Genomic DNA, 26,649 nt, shown 5'->3' on the forward strand with positions numbered 1-26,649 from the left:
GGAAGAGATCTCATGCCATCACCGTACCGCTCTTGTTGAGTGCCGTCTGCACCGTCGGGCCATAGGCGATGCGCATGATTTTCTGCGCATAGGACGGGTCGGTGGCATAACCGGCCTTCTGCAGGCCGGTGGCGAATTGGTGCGCGCTGCCCTGATGACGCAGGGCCTGCTCGTATCGCGGGTTGGACTTGAGGAAGCGCGCGTAGTCGTCAAAGGACTCTGCGATCGATCCGTACGCACGGAACTTCGCATCCTGCCGCTGCATGCGGCCGCCTTCGTATTCGTGGGTCATGGTGCGGACCTTGTCGCCGTCCCAGGACTTGTCGGCCTTGATGCCGAACAGGTTGAAAGAAGCCTTGCCGTCGGCATGGCGGATCTGGTGCTTGCCCCAGCCGGTTTCCAGCGCCGCCTGCGCCACCAGCACGCGCGCCGGGATACCCAGCTCCTTGGCGGCCTTCTCGGCATGCGGCAGCACCGCGTCGATGAATTCCTGCGGCGTCCTCGGCCGGAACTCGGTCAGCGTCTCGTCGCTCTTCAGCGCCACCGGGGGTTTCAGTTCCTGCACCGGCTCGGTGGTTTCGGGGGCCTGCACGACCTCCGGCCGCTGCGCGATCAGGGCCGACAGGCCGCTGCGCGCCGGGAGTTTCGTATCCAGCGACACGCCGGTCTCGCCCCCGCCCAGCGACTGGCTCATCTTCAGCTGCCGCACCATCATGTCGGCCAGCCCGACGCCCTTGCCGCTGGACAGCGTCACCGCCAGCTGCTGGTCGAACATGTCGCGATAGAAATTGGTCTGCTCGCCGCCGCCCAGCGCATCCTCGCCCGGCGTGGCCGCGCGCATCGCCTTGAGCATCTGCTGCAGCATCAGCGACTCAAACTGCCTGGCGGTCTTCAACAGCGCCGCCGGGTTCTGCTCGCGCGCCTGCGCCTTCAGGCCAGCGAACTGGCCGAAGTCGGTGACGGTATCGAGCGGCGACATGGCCATCAGATGATCACCAGCTCCGCACGCAGCGCGCCGGCTTCCTTCAGGGCTTCAAGGATCGCCACCAGGTCGCCGGGAGCGGCGCCCACCTGGTTCACCGCGCGGACGATGTCGTCCAGGCTCACGCCGGCGTCGAACTTGAACATGCGGCCACCGCTCTGCGTCACTTCGATCGCCGAGTCCGGCACCACCACGGTCTCGCCCTTGGAGAACGGTGCCGGCTGGCTGACGCGCGGCTTCTCGGAAATGGTCACCGACAGCGAGCCATGCGACACCGCCGCCGGCGTCACGCGCACGCCGCTGCCGATCACCACCGTGCCGGTGCGGCTGTTGACGATCACGCGCGCCGGGGCATCGCCCGGCTGCACCTCGATGTTCTCCAGCATGGACAGGAAGGCCACGCGGCTGTTGCTGTCGGCCGGCGCGCGCACCGACACCGTCACCGGGTCCAGTGCCGCGGCCACGCCGCCGCCCAGGGCGCTGTTGATACCTTCGGCCAGGCGCGAGGCGGTGGTGAAATCCGCCACGTGCAGGTTGAGACGGATGTCCGGCGCGGCGGTGAAGCTGGTGGGCACCACGCGCTCCACCTGCGCCCCGTTGGGAATGCGGCCGGAGCTGGGGATGTTGACCGAAACCCGTGAACCGTCCTTGGCCGAGATGCCCAGGCCGCCGACCACCACGTTGCCCTGGGCCACGGCGTAGACCTGGCCGTCGGCGCCCTTGAGCGGCGTCATCAGCAGCGCGCCGCCGCGCAGCGAACCGGAGTTGCCGATCGAGGACACCGTGACGTCGATCGCCTGGCCGGGCTTGGCAAAGGCCGGCAGCTCGGCGTGGATCGCCACCGCCGCCACGTTCTTGAGCTGCGGGTTCACGCCGGGAGGAATCGTCACGCCCAGCTGCGCCAGCATCGCCTTGAGGCTCTGCACCGTGAACGGAGCCTGCGTGGTCTGGTCGCCGCTGCCGTCCAGGCCCACCACCAGGCCGTAGCCCACCAGCGGGTTGCCGCGCACGCCGGACACGTCGGCCAGGTCCTTCACCCGCTCCGCGTGGGCGGGCAGGCAGAGGGCCATCAACAGCGTGGCAAGAATGGATTTGATCAGGCGCATGGTCATCACCCTCAGAACGGGAACCAGCCCGAGTTGAAGAAGCGGCTGGCCCAGCCCATGACATTGCTGTCGGCCACCGCGCCCTGCCCCGAGTAGGAGATGCTGGCGTTGGCGACGCGGTCGGAAGTGATGCTGTTGTCCGGGCGGATGTCGATCGGCCGCACGATGCCCTCGATGCTCACCGTCTCGCTGCCCTGGTTGATCTGCACCTGCTTGCGGCCGCTGATCACCAGGTTGCCGTTGGGCAGCACCTGCATCACCACCGCACCGACGCTGCCCTGCAGCTTGTTCGACTGGCTGCTGTCGCCGTCGCCCTTGAAGGTCTTGGTCGAGCCCAGCTCGGCCTCCAGCACCGGCACGCCGTTGACCGTCACCGGCCGGCCGAACAGGGTCGGGCCGTCGATGCTGGCATTGCTGTCCTTGCTGGTGGCGGTGCTGGCCTTCTTCTGCGCGCTGGTGGACTCCACCAGCACGATCATCAGCGTGTCGCCGACGCGGCGCGCCTTCTGGTCCTCGAACAGCGCCATGGCGCCGGCGGCATAGATCGAGCCTTCGGTGCTGGCGGCGGCCGGCATCGCCGGCATCGGCAGCGCCGCCGGCTTCGGCATGGCCGGCGCGCTGGCGCAAGCCTGCAGGAACAGTGCGGCGACCAGCGGGGCGGCGAGTTTCATGGCGCGCATCACAGGTTGTTGGTCACGTACTGCAGCATCTGGTCGGTGGTCGAGATCGCCTTGGAGTTCATCTCGTAGGCGCGCTGCGTCTCGATCATGTTGACCAGTTCCTCCACCACGTTGACGTTGGAGGATTCCAGCGAGCCCTGCGCCAGCGAGCCCAGGCCGTTGAGGCCCGGCGCGCCGCTCTGCGGGCTGCCGCTGGCGGCAGTCTCGGTATAGAGGTTCTCGCCCTTGGGCTGCAGGCCCGCGGGATTGATGAAGTCGGCGACCAGGATCTGCCCCACCTGCTGCGGCGCCGACTGGCCCGGCACGGTGACGCTGACGGTGCCGTCGGCACCGATGGTGACGTTCTGCGCGTTCTCCGGCAGGGTGATGCCCGGCTGGATCGCGTAGCCGCTGGAAGTCACCAGCTCGCCCTGGCTGCTGACCTTGAAGCTGCCATCGCGCGTATAGGCGGTGGAGCCGTCCGGCATCGTCACCTGGAAGAAACCGCGGCCGTTGATCGCCGCGTCCAGGCCATTGCCGGTCTGCAGCATGTTGCCCTGGGTGAACATCTTCTCGGTGGCCACCACGCGCACGCCGGTGCCCAGGTTCAGGCCCGAAGGCGCCTGTGTCTGCTGCGTGGTCGCCCCGCCGGCCTGCTTCACGGTCTGGTACATCAGGTCCTCGAACGCCGCGCGGCCTTTCTTGAAGGCCGTGGTGTTGACGTTGGCGAGGTTGTTGGAAATGACCGTCATGCGCGTCTGTTGCGCATCCAGACCGGTCTTCGCAACCCAGAGGGCTTGTGTCATGGCGATGATCCTGCAAAGCGGCGGAAATCCGCCTCTGCAGGGGGTGGTACAAGTTCCGGGCCAGCAGGAAGGGTGTCGGGAAGTTGGCGCGGTGGCGTTTGCAGAGTTCGGCTGATCTAATCAAGTCTGATAGACCAGAGAGTCTTGATCGCTTGAACCCGAACACACAGACGCCTCGTGAATCGAATCCAGACGAGATGGAGCAACATCGTTTAACGATGGAGGCTCTCCAGGACGTGGACAGCAGGAACCTTGTCAGCCATGAACGTGTTTGCGCGTGGGCCGGTTCCGTATCGAACGACCCAACCGCATAGCCCCCTCTCCCGCTGGCGGGAGAGGGTTGGGGTGAGGGTGGAGGCCTGAGGCAGCTAACCAAGCTGTGAAGCTATTTGCACGCACCACCCTCACCCTAGCCCTCTCCCGCCAGCGGGAGAGGGAACTAAAGATGTGTTACCTGAAATCCTGAGTCTTTACCCCATTCTCACAATCGACGAAGCCGCCTGCGCATTGTCCTCCGCCGCCCGCATCAGCTTCGTCTGCATCTCGAAAGCCCGCGCCAGCTGGATCATGTTGACCATGGCCTCGGAAATGTTCACGTTGCTGGTCTCCACCGCCCCGGCGGTCAGCACATTGCCCGGAGCGGCATCGAGCGACTGCCCGGCCCTGGCGCGGAACAGTCCGTCCGCCCCCCGCTCCAGCTGTTCGGGCTTCGCTTCCACCACGCGCAGGCGCCCGACCGTGGCGCTGGTCTCCGCGCCCTGGCCCAGCGGCACGATCGACACGCTGCCGTCGTTGCCGATGGTCAGGCTGCTGTTCTGCGGCACCGACATCGGGCCGCCGTCACCCATCACCGCCAGGCCGGAAGCCGTGCGCAGCTGGCCGTTCACATCCAGCGACAGCTCGCCGCCGCGGGTATAAGCCTCGGAACCATCCGGCGCCTGCACCGCCAGCCAGCGGTCCTGGCCCAGCGCCACGTCGAGGTCGCGGCCGGTCTGCTGGATCGAGCCCATGCTGGCATCCCAGCCGCCGCCGTTGAGCACCGTGTTGACGCGCGAGGGCAAGCCGCCGCCCTCCACCGCCACCGCCTGCTGCGCCGCCAGCTCCGCCTTGAAGCCCACCGTGCTGGCATTGGCCAGGTTATGGCTGTTGACCGCCTGCGCCTGCAGGGTCTGCCTGGCGCCGGTCATCGCTACATACAGGGCTCTATCCATGGCTCACTCCCGGCTCAGCGCCTCAGGGCGCTTAGCGGATGTTGATGATGGTCTGCGTGATCTGGTCGGAGGTCGAGATCATCTGCGCGTTCGCCTGGAAGTTGCGCTGCGCGGTGATCATGTTGACCAGCTGCTCGGTCAGGTCGACGTTGCTGGCTTCCAGCGCGCCGCTCTGGATCTCGCCGAAGTTGGTGCCGCCGGCCTGGCCGCGCAGGGCGGAGCCGGAGCCGAAGGTCTCGCCCCATGTGCTGTCGCCCAGCTGCTGCAGGCCCTGCGGGTTGGCGAAGTTGGTCAGCGCCACCTGGCCCAGCGGGGTCGCCTGGCCGTTGGTGAAGCGCGCCTGCACGATGCCCTCGTCGGTCACTTCAACGCCGGTCAGGCGGCCGGTGGCATAGCCGTCCTGGCGCAGGCTGCTGACCGAGAACTTCTCGCCGTACTGCGTGGAATTGTCCAGCGCCAGGTTGAGATTCATCGGCGCCGATCCGGTGGTGGTGTTCACCGGCGGCAGGGCGATGTTGCCGTTGGCCGGCGTCAGCAGCTGGCCGCTGTCGGAGTAGGTCAGCGTGGTGGCCGGGCCGGCGGAAGCGCCGTCCACCTGCATGTTCAGGCTCCACTCGTTGGCGGTGGCCGTCTTGGAGAAGAACAGGTTGGCCGTGTGCGGCGCGCCCAGCGAGTCATACACCGTCACCGAGGTGGTGTGGTTGTAGCTGGTCGGATCGGTGGCGCTGAACGTGGCCGTGGCCGGCACCGAGGCATTGGCCGGCAGGTTGATGCCGGCGTTGATGGTGGTGGTGGCGGCCGGCGGGTTGTCGGTGGTCGCCAGTTGCAGGTCCGACAGCTGCGCGGTATCGAAGGCCGCACCGCCGGTCACCGGCGGGTAGACCTGCAGGCGCTGGCCGTTGGCATTGACGACGAAGCCATTGCGGTCGGTGCCGAAGGCGCCGGCGCGCGAGTACACCGTGGCGCCGTTGTCGCTGAGCGTGAAGAAGCCTTCGCCGCTGATCGCCAGGTCCAGGTTGTTGTTGGTGAAGTTCACCGAGCCCTGCGAGAACTGCTGGGCCACCTTGTCCAGGCGCGTGCCGGCACCGATGGCGTTGTCGGCGATGCCGCCGGAGGCCTGCGGGAAGAAGTCCACGAACTGCGCGCGCGACCCCTTGAAACCGGTGGTGTTGGCGTTGGCGATGTTGTTGGCGGTCACGCCGAGGTCGGCGGAGGCGGCGTTGAGGCCGGAAAGGGCGATACGGAAGGTCATGGCGGACTCCTAGAAGATCTGGCGGACGTTGGCGAGCTTGGTCGCACCGAGCCCGGAAAGGTTGAGCGTGAGGCCGTCGCTGCCCAGCGAAACGCTGTCGACAACGTCGAGGCCGTAGGTGGAAAGAGACTGCGTGCCGCCGCCCTGGTCGAGTTCGGCGCGCAAGGTGTAGGTACCCGCTTCCATGCGGTTGCCGGATTCGTCGTTGCCGTCCCAGGTGAACTGCGCCAGGCCTTCGGGCTTGGTGCCCAGGTCCAGGCGGCGCACCACCTGGCCCGAGCTGTCGAGCACGTCGACGCGCAGCGTGCCGCCGGCCGGCAGCTCCGCCGCCGCGCCCATGGCGCCGGTGTCCGGCAGCAAAGAGGTTCTGGACGGCACCAGCACGCCGCGCCCCACCATCTGCGCGCCCTGCAGGGTCTGCGCCGACTGCATCGAGGTGGCCAGGCTGGTGAAGGACTCCTGCATCTGCTGGATGCCGGAGACGGTGCTGAACTGCGCGATCTGGCCCAGGAACTGGGCGTTGTCCATCGGCTTGGTCGGGTCCTGGTTCTTCAGCTGCGTGGTCATCAGCTTGAGGAACTCGTCCTGCCCGAGCTGCTGCTTTTTTTTCCCGGCGTCCTGCTGCAGCGAGAGCCCGAGGTTGTCGAAAGTGGTGCTGCCGACGGCGGCCATGGATCAGACCCTTATTTGCCGAGATTGAGGGTACGCAGGGCCATGTCCTTGGCGGTGTTCATCACCTCCACGCTGGCCTGGTAGGAACGCGAGGCGGAGATCATGTTGACCATCTCCTCCACGATGTTGACGTTGGGCGCGTAGACATTGCCGTCCTTGTCGGCCAGCGGGTTGCCCGGCTCGTAGCGCTTCTGCGCCTCCGCCGTGCTCTCCACCACGCCGCGCACCTGCACGCCCGAGCCTTCCGGGTTCTGCGGGTCGGCGATGGCCTGGAACACCGGCATCCGCGCCTTGTAGACCGAACTGGCGTCGCCGGTCACCGAGTCGGCGTTGGCCAGGTTCGAGGCGACGGTGTTGAGACGCACCGACTGCGCGCTGAGCGCGGAGCCGGCGATATCGAAGATCTTCATCGACATGGTTATTGCCCGGTGATCGCGGTCATCAACGAGCGCAGGCGCCCGTCCATGAAGCCGAGGCTGGCCTGGTACTGCAGTGCCGCCTGGGCGTACTGCGACTGCTCCACCTGCGCGTCCACCGTGTTGCCGTCCACGCTCGGCTGCGTCTGCAGCCGGTAGACGGTGGCGGCCTTCAGTTGTGCGTCGTCCATGCCGCTATAGGGAGCAGCGCCCCCCGCTGCAGGCGCGGCGGCGGGCTGTTGCGCCGCCGCGAGCAGCTTCCGGAAGTCGAGGTCGCGGGCGCGGTAGCCGGGAGTGTCGGCATTGGCGATGTTCGCGGCCAGCATCTCCATGCGGCGCCGCTGCAGCTGCAGGGCGTCGGCGTGAATGCCGAACAACGGGTCGTTTGCCATTGGGTCCTCCGGGCTTGAAAAGCCTTTGCAGAGGGTTCAAGGCAACTGCTGTACCAGACGAGGGGCCGGCGGTCAGACAGAAGCTCGAAGGCCGTTCGCCCTGAGCCTGTCGAAGGGGGTGGACGGCCAGGTAACCGCCGCCCCGGCAGCTCCGGGGGAAACCAGGCTTAGTGCCTGATCTGTATGGCTTTCAGCCGGTCCACGATGGCGCCCGCCAGCTCGTCGGAACTGAACTTGGGCAGGAAGCGGTCGGCCCCTACGCGCTCCACCATGGCGTTGTTGAAAACACCCGACAGCGAGCTGTGCATCAGCACGTAAAGCGGCTTCAGGCGGGCATCGCGACGGATTTCCGTCGTCAGACGGTAGCCGTCCATTGCCGGCATTTCGACATCCGAGATCACCATCAGCAGTTGCTCATCCACCGGCCCCTGCTCCGCCATCAGCTGCAGCTGGCGCAGCGCGTCCTTGCCGTCGGTCGCCGTGATGCTGTCGAGACCGAGCTGCCCCAGCACCTTCTCGATCTGGCTGCGGGCCACGCGCGAATCGTCCACCACCAGCACGCGTCGGCCACGGGCATCCAGGTCCATCGCCTGCGCCTGCAGCTCACCGGACATGCCCGGCCGCTCGCCGGTCACCGCCGCCAGCACCTTCTCCACGTCGATGATCTCCACCAACTCGTCGCCGTAGCGGGTGATCGCCGTCAGGTAGCTTTCGCTGCCGGTCTCCGGCGGCGGCTGCACCGTGCCCACGTCCACATGGATGATCCGGTCCACCGCCTGCACCAGGAAGCCCTGCACCGAGCGGCTGTACTCCGCCACGATCACATGCGCCGCCGCATCCCCGGCCACCGCCGGAGCGCCGATGGCGCGATGCAGGTCGATCACCGGCACCACCCGCCCGCGGATATCCGCCACGCCCGCCACCAGCGGGTGCGCAGACGGCATCAGCAGCAGCTGCGGCCGCCGGATCACCTCCTGCACCTTGAACACATTGATCCCGAACACCTGCCGCGGCCCCAGCCGGAACAGCAGCAGCGCCAGGCGGTTATGCCCGGCCAGCTGGGTACTGCGGTCGATGCTTTCGAGTAAGCCGGTCGCCATGTGCGTCTCCGTATCCGGCGGGTATCGGCAAGCCATGACGTTTCTTTAACGTCTTGTCTGGTCTCCCTCTCCCGCCGGCGGGAGAGGGCTGGGGTGAGGGTGGAGCCTTCAATCGGTGGCGATGTGCGTAACCGCCCACGCACCACCCTCACCCTAGCCCTCTCCCGCCAGCGGGAGAGGGAAATAAAGCCCCTCCAGGAACAGCTCTTGCACCACCCCACCCAGACCCGGAGACCCCGCCATGAAACTCCCCTGCGCCGTCCTGCTCCTGCTCGCCAGCACCCTGGCCGTGGCCGCCGACGCCGTGCAGCCGATCGAATCGCTGCGCAGCGCCGCCGTCGCCGCCGCCCGCGCCCAGGCCTCTCCCAGCGCCCAGGCCGAAGCCCTGGCCCTGGACGAGCGCCTGCGCCTGCCTGCCTGCGGCGAAGCCCTGCGCGCCGCCCCCGAGCCGCAGCGCGGCGCCCAGGCCCGCGTCGCCGTCAGCTGCGGCGCGCCCGTAGCCTGGACCGTCTATGTCAGCGTGCGCCTCACCGACATCCGCCCCGTGCTGACCCTGGTGCGCGGCGTGCAGCGCGGCGAAACCGTCGACGCCGCCATGCTCGTCCCGCAGGACCGCGACATCGCCAGCCTTCCTTATGGTTACTACAGCGACCCGGCGCAGCTTGCCGGCCGCCAGCTGCGCCGCCCCGCCAACGCCGGCAGCGTGCTCAGCCCCGACATGGTCGAAGCGCAGAAGCTGGTGCGCCGCGGCGACCTGGTCACCGTCATCGGCCGCGCCGGCCCGGTGGAAGTGCGCAGCCAGGGCAAGGCCCTGCGCGACGGCGCCGCCGGCGACCGCATCCCGGTGGAGAACAGCAGCTCGCGACGAGTGGTCGAGGGACAGGTCACCAGCGGCGGCCAGGTCGAAGTGCGCCTGTGAAGGCCCGCCCATGAACCGCAGCAAAAACACCATGCGAATCAAACACCCGCGAGCAGCCGTCGGCATTCCGGCGGCGGCCTTGCGGAAATCCTCAAGTTTTCCGGCACCGCGCCGTTAACACAGGCAGAACCCTTGTTCCAAGGTTGCCCGCCATGAGCTCCAAGATCGAAAATTATGGTCCCCAGGGACCCGCCGCCGCCGCCAGGGCCCGCCAGGCCACGGCCGCGCAGCCGAACGCGTCGACGGGCAAGCCCGCCGTCCCGGTCGCCGCCGGCGAATCGGTCAAGCTCACCGGCGAGGCGCAGCTGCTGGCGCAGACCGGCAAGGCCGCCTCGGCCGCACCGGATGTCGACATGAAGAAAGTCAGCGAGATTCGCGACAAGGTTCGCGATGGCCGCTACCAGGTCAATGCCGAACGGGTGGCCGCGAAACTCACGCGGTATGAATGGGAGCTGGGCTCGCGATGACTGCCAACCCCTGGGCCCCCCAGCCCCTGCCCCTGACCGAAAACCTGCGCCAGCAGCTGGAACACACGCGCCAGCTGCTCACCACACTGGATGCCGAGAAACAGGCCCTGCTGGCCGACGACGCCGACCAGCTCGAACAGGTCACCGCCGCCAAGTCCGCCGCCGCCGAAACCCTGCGCCGCCTCGGCGAGCCCGTGCTGCGCCTGCGCGCCACGCAGGGCCCGCTCAACGCGTACTTCGCGCGCCTGCCCGAAGCTACCCGCCTGCTGGCCGACTGGGCCGAGTTGCAGACGCTCGCGCAGCGCTGCCAGCGCGCCAACCAGGACAACGCCATGGTGCTGGAAGTGCGCCACCGCCAGGTGCGGCAGACGCTGCAGAACCTGCGCGGCGAAGCGCCGCAGCAGACCTATGGACGCGGTGGTTACGGCGCCGTCGCCCTCGGCGGCCAGCGTCTCGGCAGCGCCTGACGGAGCCCCGGAACCGATGAGCACCCTCTCCAGCGTCATCGCGCCGGCCGCAGAGCGGGATCGCACCGCCATCATCGAAGAACGCCGCCAGATCGCCGCCCTGCTGGGCCGCGTCCTGCACGCGCGCAGCCTGCTGTCGCTGGGCCTGGGTGAAGGCGAGCTGTGCAGCAGCCTGCTGCTGGAAGTGGCGCCGCTGCGCGGCTGCCTGCTGATCGACGCCCCGTTCCCCGAGGTCCCGCTTTCGCCCGGCACCCAGGTGCTGGTCAGCGGCCAGCTCGACGGCGGCCGCTTCGTCTTCCGCAGCACCGTCGAGTCGCCGACCCAGGCCGTCAACAACGATCTGCTGCAGCTGCGCTTCCCCGAGCGCGTGCAGTATCGCGAACGCCGCGGCGCCTTCCGCATCGCCCTGCCCGCCCAGACCGCCCTGCCGCCCTCGCAGTTCACGCATGACGGCGTGATCTTCCGCGGCTTGCTCGCCGACCTCTCCCGCGGCGGCGCCGCCACGGTCGTCTCCGGCGGCCGCGGCTCGCCCGGCGACGAACTCCAATGCCTGCTGCGCCTCCCCGGCACCAGCATCCAGACCCGCGCCGAAGTCCGCAGCCGCCACGAACGCAACGGCCAGCTCCGCCTGGGCCTGCGCCTGCTCGACCTCACACCGCAGCAGGACCAGATGCTGTCGGCGGAGATTGCGTCGCTGCAGCGCATGGTGCTGAGAGGCAAGCGGGCGCACTAACTTTCTTTTCTTCTCAACCCCCTCCCTCTGCGCACGGACGTAGGAGCGGCTGTCAGCCGCGAGCGGAGTGCATCATGACCACCGGCCTTCGCGGCTGACAGCCGCTCCTGCAGTCTGAACACCGGATGCCCCGTTGGAGCGACGCAAGTCGCGATCTTCAATGCCGGGCCGCAGTTTCCGTAAATCGCGCCACAAGGATGCAGCCCCCCGCCCAAGGCGATACATTCCTGCCAGCCAACCGGGGGGAGAAATGCCAATGCAGCATCCGTGGCGATCGGGTCCGTGCTGTGCCGTCATCGTCCTGGCCGTGGCGCTGGGCGCCTGCAGCCGCAGCGCGGACGTCAGCTCGGGCTCCGCGCCCCTGGACAAGGCCCGCTGCGGTCCCGCCGATCTTCCCGAGGGCGACATCCAGGGCCAGGTGCCGCGGGCGGACCGTCTCAGCGGACGCAGCCAGCAGGGCTACCGCTGCAACCTCGAGCTGGTCGGCCAGTACCAGGGTGAAGGCAGCAGCTGGGTCAGTCCTTCCAGCGGCCATTGCGCTTACCTGTCCACCAGCTTCCTCGGCTCGCCGTACAAGCGCTCCCCGGGCGTACAGGTGGTCGATGCCTCCGACCCCGCCCATCCCCGGCTCGCGGGCACGCTCGTCAGCCCGTCGATGGCCATCGGCCCCTGGGAATCGCTCAAGGTCAACGAAGCGCGCCGGCTCCTGGCCAGCGTGGCCGTCGGCCCTGTCCTCGCCGCCGCGTTCTTCGATGTCTACGACATCGGCCAGGACTGCAGCCAACCCGTGCACCTCAACAGCCTCGCCGGCACGCCACTGGAACTCCCCACCAACGTCCTCGCGCACGAGGGCGGCTGGTCACCCGACGGCCTCACCTACTGGTCCAGCGGCCTGGTCGCCGGCTCGCTCACCGCCATCGACGTCACCGAGCCCGCCCACCCGCGCATCCTCTTCACCGGCTTCGCCGGCTTCCCGGCCAACCACGGCTTCGAGCTGAGCGACGACGGCAACCGCATGTACCTCTCCACCGCCTTTCCCGCGGGCGTCATGATCCTCGACGTCAGCGACATCCAGGCACGCAAGGCCGCGCCTTCCATCCGCACGCTCGGCAGGCTGAGCTGGAACCCGGTCGGCGTCGGCCAGCACGCCGTCCCCATCCGCTACCGCGACAAGCCCTACCTCGTCGCCGTCGACGAATTCGGCTCCGAAGGCGCACGCATCATCGACATCGGCGACGAAAGCGCCCCGCAGGAAGTCGCCCACATCCAGCTCGAGATCCAGCGGCCGGAGCACCAGGCTTTGCGCAATGCCGACACCGCCGGCAACGGCCTGTTCGGCTACGAGGCCCACTACTGCAGCGTGGATCGCCGACAGGACCCCACCGTGCTGGCCTGCGGATTCTTCCAGTCCGGCATTCGCGTGTTCGACATCCGCAATCCCGCCGCGCCTCGCGAGATCGCCTACTTCAACCCGCCCGCCCAGACCGGCGCCGCGCGCCTGCGGCTGGCCGGTTCGGAGCACGCCGGCGGCGTCGGCCTCACACCCACCGCCTCCGACATCCCCGACACCGTGGCGACCATCGGCAGCTACGTGCTGAACCTGGGCCAGTTCAGCGACGCCAACCTGTCGACCGACTGGTGCACCTCGCCGCCGCGTTTCGTCGGCGACCAGCTCTGGGTCGCCTGCCAGGACAACGGATTCCTTGTGTTGCGTTTCACCAACGGCGTGTATCCGCTGCAGTGAGGCTCGCGGACATCATCGCAGGAACGTAGCCCTGTTTCGTGTAGCGAGCCGGGATTCTTATTTACCCTCCACCAAACCGCTCATCCCGAGTGCCGCGTAGCGGTGTATCGAGGGACGCGCAAAGCCTACGGGGCGACTACGGAATCAGTCCACGATCTCGATATCCAGGCTTCTCAGCAGGTTTACCGCATCGGGCAAGCTGAACCGGGCACCCGTAACCTTGCTGGTCCTGACATCGATCACGTAATGGGTCGCGTCGCTGAAGTCAGCCTTCACCAGCTTCGTGTGATGAAACGTGGCGCCTGCGAAATCCGTCTGGATGAAGCTGGCATGCCCGCAGTCCGCTTCCGTGAAATCGACGTCATGGGCCTGGCAGGCTTCCATCTTCATTTCCTGCAGGAAGAGCCCGAAGAAGGAGGAAGAGTTCAGCAGGCATTCCTCGAAGCGGAGCTGTCCGCTCAGGGACACCGTGGGCCAGCGCGCGGTAGTCCAGTCGATGCCGATCAGCTTGCAGGACGAGAACGAAACCTCGCGGAACGAGCTGTCCCTGATCCTGGCCAGGCTGAGGTTGCAGCCGGAAAACTCGCAGCTGTCGAAGCGGCATTGCGTGAGCTTCGCGTTGGAGAAACTGCATTTGACGAAACTGCAGTCGTAAAAGCTCACGCCCTGCAACTCACCCTCTTCCAGGTCGAGCTTCTCGAATACCTCTCCGGAGTACTCGGCCCGTTCAAAAATGACTTTGTTCATTGTATCCGACCCGATTGCCCTACTTCGCCCGATGCCACCGCAACGGCTTGGAAACCTCCCTCACCACCACCCCTTTCGCCTCAAGGTCCAGTTGCACACACTTGAGCCACCACCCCGCCTTCGCGCCGCCGGGAAACTCCGCCTCGGGCAGATGCGCCCGCACCGCCCCCGACATCTCGGCGCCCGTCAGCCCCGGCGCCTTGCGCGGCAGCACCTTCAGGAGCGCCGCCTTCATCGCGTTGTATTTCCCGGCATCCACCGTGTACGTGTGCCCCGGGGACACCACGTTCTCCACGACGACTCGCTCGCTACCGCCTTTCGATGCTGATGGCATGTGAACTCCTTTTTGTCGCTGCGCCGGCCTACTGCGGCACAACCAGCGTGCAGGACGGGAAATCGTAGCGCATCCCGCCCTACGGTCCTTGGTCGGCAGCCAGACTTCGGATTCAGGGGAGAGTTGGTTTGGGGTCAGGGGTGACGGCAGCGGCTACTCAAGAGGCTCCTGGTACTCCACGGGAACAAGCTCGCCAGTCTCTTCATCACGCGCAAAAGCGCTGCAGGGCGGTGCATCCAGCAGCGGAATGATGTCCGGGCTGTAGTTGGCGATGGTGTTCACATCGTAGATGCCGTGATTCCGGGGATTGTCCATGTATTCCTGGGACTCCTCACCGGAGGTGAAGCACCAACCGCTGTCATGCGGTCGATGGGTCGGCTCCCGCACCATGTAGCCCACCTTCCTGCCTTGGACCGTGATCATGTCGGTGGCAATGCAACCGCCGTATCCCTTCGCCAGATCCCTGATCTCGCTCGCCTTGAGGACGTAGGTCTTCTGTTTCATGCTCGTCGATAAACCTGGTTTATAAATCGTAGGGCGGGAGCATCCCGCCGGCAACTGCTCCTGCGTTGCCCTACCTCGGGCATCCATGCCCTCGCATTCCGCGACCGGCGGGTCATCGACCCGCCCTACGGGCTACGGGCTCGATTCACGCGCGAATCCCATGCCCGCAATATTTCCATCTTCCACGCCTCACCGCACCACCACCCTCGCAGTCTTCAGCCACTCGATCCAGCGAAGACACAAATCCTCCGGGATTCGTGCCGAGCGAATGGCGCGCTGGGCCACATACAAGGACTGCTTGCCCTGCATCAACAGCCACACCGCGGATTCCGCATGCCCGTCCTTTGGCGTCCGCTCGCAGCTGAAGGTGAATATCATGCGGGGATACTCGGCATCGGCCTCGACGTCACGTATCTCGAACACCGCCCCAGGACAAGTCTTCTCGAGTTGAGTCTTGTAGGTCTCATAGCCCATGGCAATCGACGGCAGAACCGTACCCTTGTTCGAGATCATGGTGCCCAGTTCGGTCCAGTTGTCGACGGTCTCCTCCCCCCGCACGATCTCGATCATCTGCACACGGGAATTTTCCTGCTTGTTTGCCGCCTTCCAGCCCTCCTCGTCCGGCCAGTCGAGCAACATCCCTTCGACAGGGCGCGCCGGCGACTCCGAGTCCGCCAGGACGACAGGGGCCAAGAATGCCAGGCCCAAGACCGCGGCAAATCGTATGCCGCGCATAGTTCTTGCCTCCATGAAGTTCAAGCTCTAGACGATATGACCGCGGGTGTGGGGCGGATCAACGATCCCAATGGCACTACCTTAAGCTCGTGTAGGGCGGGAAAGCGGAGCGCATCCCACCTTCTGGAATGCATCGATCGTTAGCCTTCAAATCGGAATATTTCACTAGCTGATGATCTTCCAATCATCGTCACAGCGATAAGGATATCTAAACTCCCCCCAATCAGTGCAACAGTGATTCAACTGGAAGCGCTTCATGATGAGCGTCAGGGTGTGCGGTGAGGCATGGTTTGTTGCACTGATGAGATGAACCTGACCTTTCTCATATTCATGAAGTGAAATGTAGAATCCCGAGTCGTATCGCGAGTCAACAGCACTTCCGAACGAGTGCCTGTCCTTGTATGAATGCCACTCCAGATTCTGAAGCAACTGAGCAAGAACCCGCGCGACTTCATCGCGTGATCCCAAGGGATCACTGAGCATGGAAGGCCACTCAATTACTGGCGGCGCTCCGGGAGCGCATCGGTATATGTAGAAGCGGAAGCTCACACGACCTACGTGCAAAACGGAGCGCGTGATGGCATCGCGCCGTTCGCCCTAACTGAACTTCTTGCTGAGCTTGGGAAACCGCTCGTCAAGATCAGACTCCTCCCACGGGGTGCCGGAGGTGCCGGTGCGCATCGGCAGGTCATGACTCGGGAAATCATCGCTGGTCTTCCCGGTCTTCTCTTCCCAGACCTCGGACGCGACATACTGATACCCCTCGATCTGGCACTCCCCGTCATGTTCTTTCACGACCTTGACCAGGGACTCAGGATCGGCGAGCGCAGCCTCATAGGCTTTTTCTCCGCGAGAAATAAGCCATCCTCTGAAATCCATGAAGCCATCGTCCGAACAGCCTCCGCCAATGATGTAGGCCGCACCCCACAGATCCCAAGTGTCTGCCCTGCCGTGGTACTCACTGAGAATACGATCGAACGATACGATCTCCGCAGGCTCCAGTGAAGACAGGCGTTCCCTGAGGGTCTCCAGTTGCTCCTCCGGATCATCCTCTGCGTCACGTCGCGATGCGTCGATGATCTTCCAGAATGCTGCCTTGTCCACAGGGTCTCCTTGGTGATGCAAGCGTATGGCCAACTCTGTCGCAGGATTGAGAGCAGAGCAATCTGACAGTCGATTCAGGTTCTCGGACCTGAGGGCGAAACACTGACTCCCTACGAACTCGCGTGCCGGATACCCTTACTCAAACTCGTCCACGCCGCAGCGATAGCGAAGACGTGGCCGCCGGCAGGAGCGCCGTATCGAGGGGCGCCACACGAAAAGGATGAGCCGGATTGGCAGCCACGAAGTGGCGAACGTCCCTGAACCGCTCGGGCAGTGGAGGCGCCGCCGGATGGCTGCGGCAGCTGAAGAACCTGAAGCCATACGCATACAGCGCCTGGACTTTGCGCCACTGTTCCGTGTTTCCCATCGCGGGCGCCTTGAAGGAGCGCCCCATCCAATGGATTTCCTTGCTGCACTGGGGGCAGCGGGCTGCCGCATCCTGACGCGGATGAATCTTGAAGCTCTTGCGGCATGCGAAGCAGGCATGCGCGACCAGATACGATTCAGCAAGGGCAACGACGCCCTTGGACGGTGACGGCTTGCGAGTTCCCAGCGCACGCCGAAGTGCCATGCGCCGCCACTTTTCAGTATTGGTATTCATGCGTTGTCGGCAACCCGATGATAAAACTGATCGAGCTATCCGGGACTATCGCAAAATCTCCACCCTCCCCCCCGCAACCGCTCCAGCGTCCGCTCCAGCTGCTCCAGCTCCAGCGGCTTGTTCAAAAACCCGCTCGCATGCCCCTTGAACGCCGCATGCACGTCGCGATCGTCGTCGGAAGACGTCAGCATCACCACCGCCAGCGCCGCCAGCGCCGCATCCCGGCTGTCGCGGATCGCCGACAGCACCTCGGCGCCCTTCATGCCGGGCATGTTGATGTCCAGCAGCACCAGCGACGGCAGGCCGCCGGCGGCGGCGGCGGCGGCGAGCTGCTCCAGGGCCTCCTCGCCGGACTCGCAGTGCAGCAGCGGGTTCTTCACGCCGGCCTTCTGCAGGCCGCGCTGCACGGCGAAGAAATCGTCGGGGTTGTCGTCCACCACCAGGAAGCTGTGGGCGGGCATCGCCTTCTTGTCATTGCTCATCGGGGTCCCTCTCCGGCAAGGTGAAATAGAAACTGGTGCGCTGTCCGGGCACCGACTCGATCCAGATGCGCCCACCGTGCATGTGCACGATCTTCTGCACGATGGTCAGGCCCACGCCGGTGCCGCCGCCGTAGGCGTCGCGCTTGTGCAGGCGCTCGAACAGGGTGAAGACGCGGCCGCGGTGCTCGGGCTTGATGCCGATGCCGTTGTCGCGCACGTAGAACACGCGCTCCATGTTGATCGGCTCGCAGCCGATCTCGATCCAGCGCTCGTCCTTGTCGTTGTACTTGATGGCGTTGGTGATGAGGTTGCGGAACAGCTCGCCGACGCGCACACGGTCGCACCGGGCGCGCGGCAGCGGCCGCGGCATGCGCAGCGCCACGTTCTTTTCCTTCAGGCTGAAATCCAGCGACTCCAGGACGTCGTTCAGCACGGCGTTGAGATCGGTGTCCTCGCGCTCCAGGCCGCTGCGGCCAAGGCGCGAGATGTGCAGCAGCTCGGCGATCAGCTGTTCCATGCGCTTGGCCTGGTCGCGGATCTTCTGGATCATGGAGCGGCCCTCGTCGTCCAGACGATCGGCGTAGTCCTGCTGCAGGTACTCGGCGAAGCTGGCGATGCCGCGCAGCGGTTCCTTGAGGTCGTGCGAGGCGATGTAGGTGAAGTCGTCCAGCTCGCGGTTGGAGCGCTCCAGCTCCTGGCGCGCCAGCGCCAGGCGGGTGGCGTCCCAGTTGGCGCCGGCCACGCGCAGCGCCTTGCCTTTTTCATCGCGCAGGATCGTTGCGCGCACCTGGATCACGCGCATGCGGCCGTCCTCGAACTGCAGGCGCACCTCGTCGAAGAAATCGGTCTGGTCGCCGGCCAGCGCGACGCGGATGCGCTGCTCGAAGGCCTTGCGGTCCTCGGCATGGATCACCGGCAGCAGCCCGGCCAGCGACAGCGCCCGGGTCTCCTGGCGCAGCTGCAGCAGGCGGTTGAGCGAGTCGTCGTGCTCGAAGCGGTCTTCCTTGACATGCCAGATCCACACGGCGATCTGCGCCGCGCTGGTGGCGATGCGGTAGCGCTCCTCCATCTCGCGCAGCCTTTCCTGCTGCCGGCGCTGCTCGGTCAGGTCCCAGACCATGCCGGCGATGCTGACGGCGGCGCCCAGGTGGTTGCGCTCGGCCTTGGCGCGAGAGCTGATGTAGCGCACCTCGCCGTTGGGGCGCAGCACGCGGTACTCGTCCTCGTAGTCGGCCCCGCCGAAGCGCACGAAGCGCGTGTAGCGCTCCATCACGCGCGGGCGGTCTTCCGGGTGCATGCGGTCCATGTAGTCGGACATGCGGTCGGAAAAGCGCTCGCCTTCCAGGCCCAGCACCGACTGGATGTGGCCGTCCACCTTCAGTTCCACCAGCGGGTCGCTGGTGGACCAGGCGCCCAGGCCCGGCGAGTCCAGCGCCAGTTGCAGGCGCTCCTGCGTGGCGCGCGCCAGCTTCAGCGCGCGGTCGCGGCCGGCGAAGATCTGCAGGCCGTGCAGCACGATGATGGTCAGCAGCAGCGCCTGCCAGATGTCGGCCGGGGACAGCCCGCCCGCGGTGTAGCGCCCGCGCAGGAACAGCATCAATGCCCCCGCCACCGCGCCGCCCGCCAGGGCCTCGACGTAGTGCCGGTACTGGTTGCGCAGGCCCAGGTCGGCATAGGCCAGGTAGAACACCAGCAGCGTCGGCATGCCCGGCAGCGGGTCGTGCGGCACCCCCACCACCATGGCGTTGAGGTCGATGAAGATCATCGCGCGCTGCAGCAAGGGCGTCAGGCGCTGGCCGCGGGCCAGCACCATGACCGCCGTCACCGCCAGGATGTAGCACCACATCGCCATCGCGATGCCGGTGCGGTCCAGGAAGCCCGGCGCCACGCCCAGCAGGCTGATGTAGAGGAACAGCAGGCCGGCGAAGACGATGCGATAGAGGAACTGCGAGTAGTAGGCGATCTGGCGCAGCGCCGGCTGCGCGCGGACATGACGCCCGGCACGCTGGCGAACATCCATGGCAGCCGCGACCGACACGCTGGGCTCCTCCGCCGCCGGTTCTAGGTTTCCGGCTTATGGCATTGATCTTACTCAAAATCAGCCCACAATCCACGTTTCTGCGCCGCGGCCGTCACAGTCCGGGCCATCCGCCACCCTTGTCGAATCAAAAACCTGATTCACCTGTCAGTATTCTTGAGTAATGCACCGCCTTTCCGGATTTTCTTTCCGGCAGGCCACGAATTCGCAATAATCGCCGCACAGAATCCGCTTGGCGCGGATCACTATCGGCTTTCGGCCTGCGGGGATTGGGGGAACAGGATGCGTCGGATACCGGGATCGATCGTTTCGGGTGCTGCGCTGCTGGCCATTGCCGGCCTGGCGCTCGCAGCGGACACGCTGGTGCCGCGCTATGCGCCCCTGCTGATCAGCGATCCGCCGGCCCCCGACCAGGGCATCGGCAGCGGCATGGCCGTCGATCCCGATGGAAACTACGTGCTGGCCTGGACCGAGTCCGGCACGCGAAACGGCGGAAGCTTCGACCAGGTACTCGCACGCAGGATCGCCTTCGACGGCACGCCCCTGACGGCGCCCTTCGCCATCGAGGACGGCAGCAACGGCAGCAGCCGCTGGCCTGCGATCGCCTCCGACGCCCACGGCAACTTCGTGGTGGCCTGGGGCAGCAGCTGGACCTTCAACGACCAGGCCATCTACGCCCGCCGCTACGACGCGGCCGGCAATCCGCTCGATGCCGCCGTGCAGGTCAGCACCGAGAACGGGTCCCCCCACGGGGGTGCCGCGGTAGCCATGAATCCCGCCGGCGACCATATCGTCAGCTGGATTCGCAATGGCGACAACGCGGCGGTGATCGCGCGCGTGTTCGATGCCCAGGGCAACCCGCTGGGCCCCGAGTTCGCCCTGCCGGATCTGCCGGACCCGCAGTCCTACCCGGCCGGCCTCGGGCTGGGCGCGGATCGCAAGGTGGTCTACGGCCACGGCGTCTACACCCCCAGCGCGGGCGTGACCACGTTCCTGCAGTGCTTCGACGTCCAGGGCATGCCGCTGACCGCTCCGGCAGCCGTGGTGCAGCCGGCAGGCGACATCCACCCGCACTACGGCAAGCTGCTGGTCGCGGCGGACGGCAGCATCTTCCTGGCCCTGCAGCAGATCCGCGTCGACAACAGCATCGGCAAGGGCTACTACGAAATCCAGGTGCAGCGCATCGCCGCGGACTGCGCCACGACGATCTGGGGCGAGCGTGTCGCTTCCGTCGAAGGGACACAGGGCAACTACGCCGACCCGCTGCTGGCGTTGAACCGCTCGCAGAGCGAGGTGGCCGTGAGCTGGTACTTCGACACCCCGGCCGGGCGCACCGGCCTGATGCGCCGGTATGGCTATTCCGGCGGCGCGCTGTCGGATGCGGCAACCGTGCTCAGCGGTTTCTCCTACCCGGGAGCGCCGCAGCTGGCCCTGCGCCAGGCCGGCTTCACTGCGGCCTGGAGCGGGTACCGGAGCGGCGATTTCTCCAACCACAGGGACGTTTACGCACAGGGCTTTGCCGCCAGCGCCAGCCAGCCCCGCCTGCAGCTCGGCACGGGCACGCTGGCCTTCGGCGCGCAGCCCGTCGGCACTACCAGCACCGCGCGCAACCTCACCATCGGCAACAACGGCACCGCTCCCCTCTCGGTGGGCTCCGTGAGCGTTTCCGGCGATTTCTTCGTGGCCGCCAACGGATGCAATGCGGGGCTCGTCGCACCCGGCGCTTCCTGCACGATCAGCCTGCGCTTCCGCCCGACGACGCCGGACGCGCACGAAGGCACCTTGCGCATCGCCACCAACGCAGCGGACGAGCCGGCCACGGTCCGGCTCAGCGGCAGCGGCCTTGCGCATGCGCCGTTGCCCGAGGTCTCCCCGCTCTCGCTGGCCTTCGGAAAGCAGGCCCTGAATACCACGGGCAACATCCGCAGCGTGGTCATCGGCAACGGCGGCAACGCCCCGCTGCAGGTCGGCAGCGTCAGCGTCACCGGTGAAAACCGCGGCGACTTCAGTGTGCGCAGCAACAACTGCTCCGTGCTGCAACCCGGCCAGTCCTGCAGCATCGGCCTGCAGTTCAGGCCGGGCTTCGCCGGCGCGCGCAACGCCAGCCTCAGCATCCCCTTCGGCGACGGCATCGCCGCCAGCCAGTCGGTCGCGCTCAGTGGCTCCGGCACAGGCATCTGCGCACGCATCGCCATCGGCCCCATCGGCTCGCTGATCTGCGTCGGCCTCGGCCTGGGGCAGTAGGGTCATGCAAAAAAAGCGGAGCCGTTCGGCATCGCGCTGAACGGTTCCGCCGGCGCTGATGGACAGGGGAAACCTGATTGCACTGTCAGGTTTTCCGACGCTCCAGGCTGGAGTCCGCTTCAATGGGCGCTTGCGGATACGCGCTTCCACTGGCGCGCCCGTGTGAAGCTACGCCTGCCCCATGCAGGCGTTTTTTTGCCCGGCCCGAACCCGCAGCGGCCAGGCGCGCCGAACCCTGCCTCGGCGTCAAAAAAACTTCCCCGGCCTGTCACGCGGCGCCGCTATCTTCTCCGGCGCATCCGCGTCCCGTTCGTATCCCCTGGGGAAACTTCATGTCCAAGCCTTGCCTGCCGCGCCGCGCGGCCCTGCCGCTGTTCGCCGCCGTTCTGGCCGCCCTGTCGACCACCGCCGCCGCGGGCCCCAACGACGTGTTCTTCTCCGAATACGCCGAGGGCAGCAGCAACAACAAGGTCCTGGAAATCTACAACAATACCGGCGCCAGCATCGACCTGGCCGCCGCTGCCTACAAGATCCGTGTCTACGCCAACGGCGCCGTCGCGCCGGGCAGCACCTTCAATCTCAGCGGTACGCTGGCGGCCGGTGGCGTGCACGTGGTCGCCCATGCGTCCACGGCCTCGCCCTGCCTGCTGTCGCCCGCCGCCAACCAGGCCATCGCGCTGAACTACAACGGCAACGACGCGGTGGAACTGGTGCGCGGCGCCGGCAACGAGGTGCTGGACGTGATCGGCCAGGTCGGCGTCGACCCCGGCGCCGCCGGCTGGGGCACAGACCCGGCCAACACCACCGACAACACGATCCGCCGCAAGACCACGGTCACCAGCGGCGACACCAGCGGCGGCGACGCCTTCGATCCGTCCACCCAGTGGGACGGTTACGCCGTCAACACCTGCGACGGCTTCGGCACGCACACGATCAACCCCGGCGCCACCAGCTTCAGCATCGACGACGCCTCGGTCACCGAGGGCAACGCCGGCACCACGGTGCTGACCTTCACCGTCACCAAGAGCGGGAGCGGCGCGGGCAGCGTCGACTACGCCACCATGGACGGCAGCGCCACCGAGGCCAGCGGCGACTACGTCTTCTCCGGCGGCACGCTGAACTTCGGCGCCGGCAGCGGCGGCACCAACAGCAGCCAGACCATCAGCGTCACCGTCAACGGCGACATCGCCGACGAGGGCGTGGAGACCCTGCAGGTGCTGCTCAGCGGCAGCGGCGTGACGTTCACGCGCGACACCGGCACCGGCAGCATCCTCAACGACGACGCCACCTGCAGCGTCACCCACAGCATCATGCAGATCCAGGGCACGGCCCACCTGTCGACGCTGGACGGCATGACCGGCATCACCACCAAGGGCGTCATCACCGCGCGCGACTCCAACGGCTTCTACATGCAGGACCCGCAGGGCGACGGCAACGCCAATACCTCCGACGGCATCCTGGTGTTCACCAGCAGTGCCCCGGCGGGCAGCCTCGCGGTGGGCGACCAAGTCTGCGTCACCGGCGAGGTGGACGAGTTCCGCCCGGGCGGCGTCAGCGTCAACGGCCTGACCATCACCGAGCTGAAGAACGCCAGCATCACCGAGATTCCCGGCCTGTTCGCCAGCCCGGTCGTCACGCCGACCCTGCTCGGTGCCGGCGGCCGCCCCTTCCCCACCACGGTGATCGACAACGACACCGCCAACGGCATGGCGCAGGGCAACGTCGAGATTCCCGCGCAGACCACCTACGACCCCGCCGAAGACGGCATCGATTTCTACGAGTCGCTGGAAGGCATGCTGGTGCGCATCAACAACCCGGTGGCGGTCAGCCCCGATCCGGGCAACTTCGGCGAGATCTGGATGGTCTCCGACGGCCTGTCCGGGCACCTGGGCAGCGGCCGCAACAGCCGCGGCGGCATCACCATGGGCGCCACCGACGGCAACCCCGAGCGCTTCATGGTCAGCGCCAGCTTCAGCGGCGCCACCGTGCCCACCACCGTCAACGTCGGCGACAGCTTCACCCAGGGCGGCAACAACTACCTGCTCGGCATCGGCGACACTCTGTACATCAGCGGCCTGTCCAGCGGCTACTACTACTTCGCGCCCACCAGCAGCCTGGCCCGCGTGTCCGGCGGCATCGCGCCCGAAGTCACCGCCATCACCGGCAGCGCCGACAAGCTCACCGTGGCCGACTACAACGTCGAGAACCTCGCCTTCACCAATCCCCAGGCCAAGTTCGACGGCCTGGCCGCGCAGATCGTCAACAATCTCAAGTCGCCCGACATCCTGGCGCTGATGGAAGTGCAGGACGACAACGGCGCCCCGGCCAGCGGCGAATGCCCGGCGGTGGCCGACGGCACCGTCAGCGCCGGCCAGACGCTGGCCAAGCTCAAGGCGGCCATCACCGCCGCGGGCGGCCCCTCGTACAGCCACACCCAGATCGATCCGCAGGACTGCACCGACGGCGGCGAGCCCGGCGGCAACATCCGCCTGGCCTATCTCTACAACACGGCGCGCGTCAGCTTCGTCGGCGGCAGCGCCGGCGACGCCACCACCGCCACCCAGCCGCAGCTCTCCGGCGGCAAGCTCACGCTGAGCCAGAACCCCGGCCGCATCGACCCGACCAACCCCGACTTCGCCGTCTCGCGCAAGCCGCTGGCCGCCGTGTTCGAATTCAACGGCCGGCGTGTGCTGCTGGTGGCCAATCACTTCTCCTCCAAGGGCGGCAGCGATCCCGCCTGGGGCCGCCTGCAGCCGCCGGTCAACGGCAGCATCGACAAGCGCTCCGGCCAGGCCACCGCCGTCAACAAGTTCGTCGACGCCGCGCTGGCGCTGGACCCCAACGCCCGCATCGTGGTGCTGGGCGACATGAACGAGTTCAGCTTCAACGAGCCCCTGCACATCCTCACCGGCGCGCAGGCCACCGGCCCCGACAACCCCATCGCCCCGGTCCTGACCGACCTCGCCGACGAGGCCTTCCCGGCCGAAGAGCGCTACACCTACGTCTTCGAGGGCCAGTCGCAGACCCTGGACCACCTGCTGGTGTCCGACGCCCTGGTGTCCGGCTCCGAAATCGACATCCTGCACATCAACAGCGAGTTCGACGACCAGAAGTCCGACCACGACCCGAGCCTGGCCGCGCTGTCGATCCCGGCTTGCGAGGCCGGCACACTGGCCTTCGCCGGCGCGCCTTACGCGATCGCCGAGACCAACGCCGACCAGTTGCTGACCGTCACCGTCCGCCGCAGCGGCGGCGATTGCGGCGCGGTCAGCGTGCGCGTGGGCACCGCCGATCCGGCCTCCGGCGTCGCTGCCACCGCCGGCGACGACTACACGGCCGTGTCCAGCCAGCTGCTGAGCTGGGCCGACGGCGACAACGCCGACAAGACCCTGGTGGTTACCATCAAGGGCGATGCGCTCAACGAGCTCAACGAGAGCTTCGCGCTGCAATTGTCCTCCGTCCTCGGCGGCGCAACGGCAGGCGGCAATACCAGCGCCACGATCGCCAATGACGATCCGTTGCCGACGGTGTCCTTCGCATTCCCCACCAGCGCCCTGCCCGAAGACTGGATCTCCGGCTTTGCCTTCGCCGAACTACGCCTCAGCGCTCCCTCCGGCCGCGATGTCATCGTGCCCTACACGGTCGCCGGCAGCGCTATCGCCGGCATCGGCGGCGACTACACCAATGTCACCGCCAATCCGCTGACGATCCCGGCCGGCAGCACCAGCGCCAGCATCGCCTACCTCATTGCCGACGACGCCACGGTGGAGCCTGACGAAACCATCATCACGGCGATCGCTGTGGGTGTGATGAACGCCACTGTCGGCAGCGGCACCATGCACACCCATACCATCTGGGATGACGAGACGACGCTGGGTCTCAGCAGCCCCATCCTGGGCTTCAGCAGTCCCAGTATCGGCACGCCGAGCACCCCACAGACGCTTACGCTGACCAACCGCAGCGCACACGGCATCCTGTTCGTGGGCGATCCCAGCTTCGGCGGCGCCAACGCCGCCGACTTCGCCATCGGCACCAACCACTGCGGCGAGCTGCCGCTCGGGCCGGGGCACAGCTGCACGATCAGCGTCGTCTTCACCCCGCGCGACCTTGGCGTACGCAACGCCAGCCTCAGCATCCCCTCCGACGCAGCGGGCAGTCCGGCAATCGTCACGCTGCGCGGCACCGGCCCCGCTATCGTCGGCAAGCCCGGCCGGATCGGCCTCTACTCCGCTTCGGTCAGTGCCAAGGAGACCAGCGGCGTCGCCGTGTTCAAGGTCGTCCGCGCCAACGGCAAGGACGGCGCGGTCAGCGTGCAATACACCACCGCTCCGGGCACGGCAGTGGCCGGCAGCGACTACGCCAGCAGCACCGGCACCCTCACCTGGGCCGCCGGTGACTCCACAGCCAAGCTGGTGAACGTCGTCGTGGTCGATGACCACTTGGTGGAAGGCAAGGAAGACTTCACGCTGACGCTGAGCGGGCCCACCGGCGGCGCTACCCTGGGCCGCAGCAGCAGCAAGGCCACCATCACCAGCGTTGACCGGCCCGGCATGCTGGCCTTTGGCGTCCCCGGCATCACAGTCAGCGAGAGCGCCGGCACCGCCACCGTCACCGTGAGCCGCAGCGGCGGCGACGGCAACGCCGCCAGCATCCACTATGCGACTGCCGACGGCACTGCCTTGGCGGGCAATGACTACGGCTCCGTCTCGGGCGATCTCACCTGGGCGGCCGGCGAAAGCGGCAACCGCAGCTTCACGATTCCGATCACCTGGGACAGCCTGGGCGAAACGAGCGAGCATTTCAGCGTCCTGCTCTCCAACCCCTCGGGCGGCGCCAAGCTCGGCTCCCGCAACCGGCTGACGGTGAAGATCACCAACGTCGCGCACTGACATGCGGCAGGCCGCGGGCCAGGCGCCGGTAGCACGGCGCACTGG

General features: G+C 66.9%; 25 protein-coding genes. 7 read left to right on the forward strand and 18 right to left on the reverse strand.

The features are described from left to right. Positions 1 to 10: 10 nt before the first annotated feature. The 10 genes from flgJ to D0B54_RS17765 all read right to left on the reverse strand — a co-directional run bounded on the left by flgJ (position 11) and on the right by D0B54_RS17765 (position 8,596). Positions 11 to 985: a flagellar assembly peptidoglycan hydrolase FlgJ gene (gene flgJ / locus D0B54_RS17720; RefSeq protein ID WP_117292656.1), complete on the reverse strand. Its 975-nt coding sequence runs from the start codon at positions 983 to 985 to the stop codon at positions 11 to 13. Further along, complete coding sequence (locus D0B54_RS17725; RefSeq protein ID WP_117292658.1) at positions 985 to 2,094, reverse strand: flagellar basal body P-ring protein FlgI; 1,110 nt, start codon at positions 2,092 to 2,094, stop codon at positions 985 to 987. Before D0B54_RS17725 ends, flgJ begins: the two co-directional genes overlap by 1 nt. A 5-nt stretch (positions 2,095 to 2,099) precedes the next feature. Then, the gene (flgH, locus tag D0B54_RS17730) at positions 2,100 to 2,759 is read right to left on the reverse strand and encodes a flagellar basal body L-ring protein FlgH (RefSeq protein ID WP_240433460.1); all 660 of its coding nucleotides are present in this window, start codon (positions 2,757 to 2,759) and stop codon (positions 2,100 to 2,102) included. An 8-nt stretch (positions 2,760 to 2,767) separates the two neighbouring features. Next, entirely contained in the window at positions 2,768 to 3,553 is a 786-nt protein-coding gene (flgG, locus tag D0B54_RS17735; RefSeq protein ID WP_117292662.1) for a flagellar basal-body rod protein FlgG, read from the reverse strand. 470 nt (positions 3,554 to 4,023) lie between these two features. Then, positions 4,024 to 4,764, reverse strand: coding sequence for a flagellar basal body rod protein FlgF (locus D0B54_RS17740; protein WP_117292664.1), 741 nt, complete (start codon positions 4,762 to 4,764; stop codon positions 4,024 to 4,026). 31 nt (positions 4,765 to 4,795) lie between these two features. Further along, a complete protein-coding gene (gene flgE, locus D0B54_RS17745; protein WP_117292666.1) occupies positions 4,796 to 6,016 on the reverse strand; it encodes a flagellar hook protein FlgE in 1,221 nt (406 codons plus the stop codon). 9 nt (positions 6,017 to 6,025) lie between these two features. Then, on the reverse strand, positions 6,026 to 6,688 hold the full coding sequence (locus D0B54_RS17750) for a flagellar hook assembly protein FlgD (protein ID WP_117292668.1): 663 nt from the start codon (positions 6,686 to 6,688) through the stop codon (positions 6,026 to 6,028). Between the two features lie 11 nt (positions 6,689 to 6,699). Then, positions 6,700 to 7,104 carry a flagellar basal body rod protein FlgC gene (gene flgC / locus D0B54_RS17755; protein ID WP_117292670.1) on the reverse strand — a complete coding sequence of 135 codons (405 nt, stop codon included), beginning with the start codon at positions 7,102 to 7,104 and terminating at the stop codon, positions 6,700 to 6,702. A 2-nt stretch (positions 7,105 to 7,106) separates the two neighbouring features. Further along, the gene (gene flgB, locus D0B54_RS17760; RefSeq protein ID WP_117292672.1) at positions 7,107 to 7,496 is read right to left on the reverse strand and encodes a flagellar basal body rod protein FlgB; all 390 of its coding nucleotides are present in this window, start codon (positions 7,494 to 7,496) and stop codon (positions 7,107 to 7,109) included. A gap of 167 nt (positions 7,497 to 7,663) precedes the next feature. Beyond that, positions 7,664 to 8,596 (reverse strand): chemotaxis protein, encoded by a 933-nt coding sequence (locus D0B54_RS17765; protein WP_117292674.1) that lies wholly within the window; start codon positions 8,594 to 8,596, stop codon positions 7,664 to 7,666. Positions 8,597 to 8,837: 241 nt separating this feature from the next. Here D0B54_RS17765 and flgA point away from each other — a divergent pair, with 241 nt between their 5' ends. From flgA to D0B54_RS17790, 5 genes are all read left to right on the forward strand, one after another. Further along, positions 8,838 to 9,515, forward strand: coding sequence for a flagellar basal body P-ring formation chaperone FlgA (gene flgA / locus D0B54_RS17770; protein ID WP_117292676.1), 678 nt, complete (start codon positions 8,838 to 8,840; stop codon positions 9,513 to 9,515). Between the two features lie 152 nt (positions 9,516 to 9,667). After that, entirely contained in the window at positions 9,668 to 9,982 is a 315-nt protein-coding gene (gene flgM, locus D0B54_RS17775) for a flagellar biosynthesis anti-sigma factor FlgM (protein ID WP_117292678.1), read from the forward strand. After that, complete coding sequence (locus tag D0B54_RS17780) at positions 9,979 to 10,449, forward strand: flagella synthesis protein FlgN (protein WP_162932515.1); 471 nt, start codon at positions 9,979 to 9,981, stop codon at positions 10,447 to 10,449. Before flgM ends, D0B54_RS17780 begins: the two co-directional genes overlap by 4 nt. Positions 10,450 to 10,465: 16 nt before the next feature. Then, positions 10,466 to 11,182 (forward strand): flagellar brake protein, encoded by a 717-nt coding sequence (locus D0B54_RS17785; protein ID WP_117292681.1) that lies wholly within the window; start codon positions 10,466 to 10,468, stop codon positions 11,180 to 11,182. 256 nt (positions 11,183 to 11,438) lie between these two features. Continuing rightward, positions 11,439 to 12,926 (forward strand): LVIVD repeat-containing protein, encoded by a 1,488-nt coding sequence (locus D0B54_RS17790; RefSeq protein WP_117292683.1) that lies wholly within the window; start codon positions 11,439 to 11,441, stop codon positions 12,924 to 12,926. Between the two features lie 144 nt (positions 12,927 to 13,070). On the opposite strand, the gene D0B54_RS17795 is transcribed toward D0B54_RS17790, so the two are convergent. From D0B54_RS17795 to D0B54_RS17825, 8 genes are all read right to left on the reverse strand, one after another. Continuing rightward, positions 13,071 to 13,673 (reverse strand): pentapeptide repeat-containing protein, encoded by a 603-nt coding sequence (locus D0B54_RS17795; protein WP_117292685.1) that lies wholly within the window; start codon positions 13,671 to 13,673, stop codon positions 13,071 to 13,073. 19 nt (positions 13,674 to 13,692) lie between these two features. Continuing rightward, positions 13,693 to 14,007, reverse strand: a complete 315-nt coding sequence (locus D0B54_RS17800) for a DUF6958 family protein (protein WP_117292687.1) — start codon at positions 14,005 to 14,007, stop codon at positions 13,693 to 13,695. Between the two features lie 153 nt (positions 14,008 to 14,160). Further along, a complete protein-coding gene (locus D0B54_RS17805) occupies positions 14,161 to 14,511 on the reverse strand; it encodes a DUF2185 domain-containing protein (protein ID WP_117292689.1) in 351 nt (116 codons plus the stop codon). A 189-nt stretch (positions 14,512 to 14,700) separates the two neighbouring features. Beyond that, the gene (locus D0B54_RS17810; protein WP_162932516.1) at positions 14,701 to 15,204 is read right to left on the reverse strand and encodes a hypothetical protein; all 504 of its coding nucleotides are present in this window, start codon (positions 15,202 to 15,204) and stop codon (positions 14,701 to 14,703) included. A 639-nt stretch (positions 15,205 to 15,843) separates the two neighbouring features. After that, positions 15,844 to 16,350 (reverse strand): DUF4240 domain-containing protein, encoded by a 507-nt coding sequence (locus tag D0B54_RS17815; protein ID WP_117292693.1) that lies wholly within the window; start codon positions 16,348 to 16,350, stop codon positions 15,844 to 15,846. Positions 16,351 to 16,489: 139 nt separating this feature from the next. Further along, positions 16,490 to 16,951, reverse strand: coding sequence for a hypothetical protein (locus D0B54_RS24395; protein WP_162932517.1), 462 nt, complete (start codon positions 16,949 to 16,951; stop codon positions 16,490 to 16,492). Positions 16,952 to 16,986: 35 nt separating this feature from the next. Next, a complete protein-coding gene (locus D0B54_RS17820) occupies positions 16,987 to 17,433 on the reverse strand; it encodes a response regulator (RefSeq protein ID WP_117292695.1) in 447 nt (148 codons plus the stop codon). Next, positions 17,423 to 19,471 carry a sensor histidine kinase gene (locus tag D0B54_RS17825; RefSeq protein WP_162932518.1) on the reverse strand — a complete coding sequence of 683 codons (2,049 nt, stop codon included), beginning with the start codon at positions 19,469 to 19,471 and terminating at the stop codon, positions 17,423 to 17,425. The genes D0B54_RS17820 and D0B54_RS17825 overlap by 11 nt, the downstream gene beginning before the upstream one ends. A 282-nt stretch (positions 19,472 to 19,753) precedes the next feature. On the opposite strand from D0B54_RS17825, the gene D0B54_RS17830 reads away from it, so the two are divergent. Both D0B54_RS17830 and D0B54_RS17835 read left to right on the forward strand, forming a co-directional pair. After that, entirely contained in the window at positions 19,754 to 21,715 is a 1,962-nt protein-coding gene (locus D0B54_RS17830; protein ID WP_117292699.1) for a choice-of-anchor D domain-containing protein, read from the forward strand. 332 nt (positions 21,716 to 22,047) lie between these two features. Then, positions 22,048 to 26,604: a Calx-beta domain-containing protein gene (locus tag D0B54_RS17835; RefSeq protein ID WP_162932519.1), complete on the forward strand. Its 4,557-nt coding sequence runs from the start codon at positions 22,048 to 22,050 to the stop codon at positions 26,602 to 26,604. Positions 26,605 to 26,649 lie beyond the last annotated feature (45 nt).

The sequence above is a fragment of the Solimonas sp. K1W22B-7 genome (assembly GCF_003428335.1).
Taxonomy (GTDB): domain Bacteria; phylum Pseudomonadota; class Gammaproteobacteria; order Nevskiales; family Nevskiaceae; genus Solimonas_A.

Excerpts from the sequence above, each read along its gene's own strand:
- flgJ (WP_117292656.1), bottom strand. The coding sequence starts at position 985 with ATGGCCATGTCGCCGCTCGATACCGTCACCGACTTCGGCCAGTTCGCT.
- D0B54_RS17725 (WP_117292658.1), bottom strand. The coding sequence starts at position 2,094 with ATGACCATGCGCCTGATCAAATCCATTCTTGCCACGCTGTTGATGGCC.
- flgH (WP_240433460.1), bottom strand. The coding sequence starts at position 2,759 with ATGAAACTCGCCGCCCCGCTGGTCGCCGCACTGTTCCTGCAGGCTTGC.
- flgG (WP_117292662.1), bottom strand. The coding sequence starts at position 3,553 with ATGACACAAGCCCTCTGGGTTGCGAAGACCGGTCTGGATGCGCAACAG.
- D0B54_RS17740 (WP_117292664.1), bottom strand. The coding sequence starts at position 4,764 with ATGGATAGAGCCCTGTATGTAGCGATGACCGGCGCCAGGCAGACCCTG.
- flgE (WP_117292666.1), bottom strand. The coding sequence starts at position 6,016 with ATGACCTTCCGTATCGCCCTTTCCGGCCTCAACGCCGCCTCCGCCGAC.
- D0B54_RS17750 (WP_117292668.1), bottom strand. The coding sequence starts at position 6,688 with ATGGCCGCCGTCGGCAGCACCACTTTCGACAACCTCGGGCTCTCGCTG.
- flgC (WP_117292670.1), bottom strand. The coding sequence starts at position 7,104 with ATGTCGATGAAGATCTTCGATATCGCCGGCTCCGCGCTCAGCGCGCAG.
- flgB (WP_117292672.1), bottom strand. The coding sequence starts at position 7,496 with ATGGCAAACGACCCGTTGTTCGGCATTCACGCCGACGCCCTGCAGCTG.
- D0B54_RS17765 (WP_117292674.1), bottom strand. The coding sequence starts at position 8,596 with ATGGCGACCGGCTTACTCGAAAGCATCGACCGCAGTACCCAGCTGGCC.
- flgA (WP_117292676.1), top strand. The coding sequence starts at position 8,838 with ATGAAACTCCCCTGCGCCGTCCTGCTCCTGCTCGCCAGCACCCTGGCC.
- flgM (WP_117292678.1), top strand. The coding sequence starts at position 9,668 with ATGAGCTCCAAGATCGAAAATTATGGTCCCCAGGGACCCGCCGCCGCC.
- D0B54_RS17780 (WP_162932515.1), top strand. The coding sequence starts at position 9,979 with ATGACTGCCAACCCCTGGGCCCCCCAGCCCCTGCCCCTGACCGAAAAC.
- D0B54_RS17785 (WP_117292681.1), top strand. The coding sequence starts at position 10,466 with ATGAGCACCCTCTCCAGCGTCATCGCGCCGGCCGCAGAGCGGGATCGC.
- D0B54_RS17790 (WP_117292683.1), top strand. The coding sequence starts at position 11,439 with ATGCAGCATCCGTGGCGATCGGGTCCGTGCTGTGCCGTCATCGTCCTG.
- D0B54_RS17795 (WP_117292685.1), bottom strand. The coding sequence starts at position 13,673 with ATGAACAAAGTCATTTTTGAACGGGCCGAGTACTCCGGAGAGGTATTC.
- D0B54_RS17800 (WP_117292687.1), bottom strand. The coding sequence starts at position 14,007 with ATGCCATCAGCATCGAAAGGCGGTAGCGAGCGAGTCGTCGTGGAGAAC.
- D0B54_RS17805 (WP_117292689.1), bottom strand. The coding sequence starts at position 14,511 with ATGAAACAGAAGACCTACGTCCTCAAGGCGAGCGAGATCAGGGATCTG.
- D0B54_RS24395 (WP_162932517.1), bottom strand. The coding sequence starts at position 16,951 with ATGAATACCAATACTGAAAAGTGGCGGCGCATGGCACTTCGGCGTGCG.
- D0B54_RS17820 (WP_117292695.1), bottom strand. The coding sequence starts at position 17,433 with ATGAGCAATGACAAGAAGGCGATGCCCGCCCACAGCTTCCTGGTGGTG.
- D0B54_RS17830 (WP_117292699.1), top strand. The coding sequence starts at position 19,754 with ATGCGTCGGATACCGGGATCGATCGTTTCGGGTGCTGCGCTGCTGGCC.
- D0B54_RS17835 (WP_162932519.1), top strand. The coding sequence starts at position 22,048 with ATGTCCAAGCCTTGCCTGCCGCGCCGCGCGGCCCTGCCGCTGTTCGCC.